General features: G+C 35.5%; 3 protein-coding genes. All 3 read left to right on the top strand.

What is annotated here, in order from left to right:
• Positions 1-145: 145 nt before the first annotated feature.
• The 3 genes from BAU15_RS11115 to BAU15_RS11105 all read left to right on the top strand — a co-directional run bounded on the left by BAU15_RS11115 (position 146) and on the right by BAU15_RS11105 (position 2762).
• On the top strand, positions 146-919 hold the full coding sequence (locus tag BAU15_RS11115; protein WP_161842818.1) for a DeoR/GlpR family DNA-binding transcription regulator: 774 nt from the start codon (positions 146-148) through the stop codon (positions 917-919).
• Positions 916-1545: an HAD family hydrolase gene (locus BAU15_RS11110; RefSeq protein WP_161842817.1), complete on the top strand. Its 630-nt coding sequence runs from the start codon at positions 916-918 to the stop codon at positions 1543-1545. The genes BAU15_RS11115 and BAU15_RS11110 overlap by 4 nt, the downstream gene beginning before the upstream one ends.
• 224 nt (positions 1546-1769) lie before the next feature.
• Positions 1770-2762, top strand: coding sequence for an IS30 family transposase (locus BAU15_RS11105; protein WP_161842816.1), 993 nt, complete (start codon positions 1770-1772; stop codon positions 2760-2762).
• Positions 2763-2912 lie beyond the last annotated feature (150 nt).

Below are 2912 nucleotides of genomic sequence, written 5' to 3'. Positions count from 1 at the left end.
TACTCCCGAATACTAGAATAAAGTGCAACATCCAGCAATTCTCTGTTGGGTGTTTTTGTTATGTACCAGGGGTTAACATTGACGAATAAGCTATTTTAAGCTAACATATAAATGTGCTTACACTAGCTTAAAAGGAGGCATGTTTATGATTCAAAAGAAACGGCTTGAGTTAATTTTAGAGGAATTGAAGACGCGCGGAACTCTTAGTTTGAAGGAAATTGTTACCTTAACAGGTTCTTCAAGAGATACAGCAAGAAGAGATATTGTCAAATTAGCACAAAATAATGCTATCGATCGCACATATGGTGGAATTAGTTTGCCCAATACCTTTAGTCGTTTAGATGAATATCTTGAACGTACTGAAGATCTCAGTGCTGAAAAAGATATTCTAGCAAAAACTGCTAGTAATTTAGTAAAAGATAATTCCCATATTTTTTTAGATATTTCGACAACGGTCAGTTGCATTCCAAGACATATAAGACCTTATGACAATGTCGTAGCAACGACAAATTCATTAGATATTACCGATCAACTATTGAGAAATACTAAATGTAAAACTAAGATTTTAGGTGGAACCGTCGATCCTATCAAACGAAATGTCGTTGGAACGAAACCGATGCTTGAGCTGGATTCATTTATCTTTGATGTTGCTTTTATGAGTGCCGCTGGAATCACAACCTCAGGCATTTATTACGCCTACGATGAAGATATAGATTTCAAAAAGAAGATAAGAAAACAATCCAAACTTGTAGTTTTACTAATTGATAATACAAAAATCGGATTAAGTCATAACTATAAAGGTTTAGATTTCGAAGATATTGATTTTCTTGTTGTAGAAAGTCGTCTACCAGATGATTTAGAAAGAACAATATCAGATAGTAATGTTTCTATAATAAATTCAAAGTGGGTGCAAACATGATTAAAACGGTATTATTTGACGTAGATGGAACAATCTTAGATACAGAATTTGTCATGATTAAGTCTTTACAAAAAACTCTAAAAGAAGAGAAAAACTTGGACGTTCCAGAAGAAAATTTAGAATACATCTTAGGTATACCAGGTAAAAAAGCAATTGAACGGTATTCATCATCTGGAGAGGAAGCTGATAAGCTATATGCATGTTGGTCCGAAAATGTTAAACAATACTCTCATCTTGCGACTTTGTTTCCCCAAGTGGAAGAATCATTGACTAAGTTAAAAGAAAATGAGATACAAATTGGGATCGTTACATCCAAAACAAATGAAGAAATGGAAAATGAATTTGAACATTTTGGTTTAAGTAAACTTTTTGATATTTCAGTAACTGCCTCTGATACAACGAAACATAAACCTAATCCTGAACCAATTTTATATGCATTAAATAAATTAGGAAGTTTACCCGAAGAATCAATTTACATAGGTGATTCAATCTATGATATGCATAGCTCACAATCAGCTGGAGCTAAATTTGCTTTAGCAAAGTGGGGAGCAAAAGAAAATCCACTATTCTCAAGTGCAGATATTAGTTTAGAAACTCCTCTAGAAATATTACAACACTTAAAATAGATCAGCTTACTAAAGAAATTATGTTATTTCATTAACGGTTAACATAAGTGAGGATTATTTCAAGTGATTGTCATAGCAAGGATTTAAAGCACCTGAATTGTGAAATGAGATTGGTCTACCTACGAACGCCTTGTCATTAAGGGATTTGTGGGTAGCAAGCAATCTTTGTGATTTACTAAAAGTATGGTTTGTTGGATTTGTTTTTTTAGATAGGAGTTCATGGAATGTCATATAACCATTTATCAGCTGAAGAGCGTGGGCAAATAGAAGCGTATCTGAGGGAAGGGGTATCTCAGGCTGAGATAGCTCGCCGATTGGATCGTCACAGATCAACGATCTCTAGAGAGATCAAACGTGGGTCTGAGCAAAGAAAGAAGAAGAGTCTCGCTAGTTTGCCTTATCAAGCAACAAGCGCTGGTAATTTAGCGCGTATTCGCAAGAAAAATTGCGGAACAACTACTAAGGCCACCGTGCACAACACTAAAACGATTATGAAGTATCTTGATATGAAATATTCGCCGGAACAGATAGCAAATGCAGTTCGTAGTGTAAAGGTTTGTACATCAACAATTTATACCTGGATTTATAAAAAGATCGTTCCTTTCGATATTAAGAAATTACGCGGTCACGGAAAACGCTACAAAATCAAGAATACTGGAAACCGATTAAAGAGACCCGATCGAGCTTTCTTTGATGGGCGCACGTTGGACAACCGACCAGAAGAGGTTCAGTTACGAACGGAGTTCGGCCACTGGGAAGCAGATACTGTTGTGTCTAAGCAAGGTGTCGCAGCGTGTCTAGCAACGTTCATAGAGCGTAAAACAAGGCATTATGTAGCAATTAAGATACCCAACAAGACGGGTAGATCCATGATGACAGCAATTAAGCGTCTAGTGGAAATGTATCCACACGGTGTGAAATCGATCACATGTGACCGTGGAAGCGAGTTTGTCAATCAGTTTGAAATTGGACTCATTGAAGACACTTTTGACTGCAAAATCTATTATGCCAATCCATGTGCACCACATGAACGAGGATCAAATGAGAACCATAATGGATTACTCAGAGAATATTTTCCAAAACCATCTAATTTTAAAAATATTTCTCAAAATAAGATCAACCAAGCTGTTCAAAGTATGAATTTACGGCCACGAAAACTTTTTAAGTGGAAATCACCGCAGCACAAATTTAATTTGGAGTATTCGAAAGCTTTCTAGAAACCAACAAAGCGATTTTACATTGTTATAAAAAAGAATAAAACGAACAATACTATGTATACAGAAATCGAAACATGTTATAATAGATCAAATGACGAACGATCGTTATACTAAAACAATCATATGTTGCGCTTAATCCTAACATTCGCC

It is taken from the genome of Candidatus Enterococcus huntleyi (genome assembly GCF_009933175.1).
Classification (GTDB): domain Bacteria; phylum Bacillota; class Bacilli; order Lactobacillales; family Enterococcaceae; genus Enterococcus_K; species Enterococcus_K huntleyi.
The sequence above is the reverse complement of the archived record's forward strand: the minus strand, read 5'-3'. Positions and strand labels throughout refer to the sequence as shown.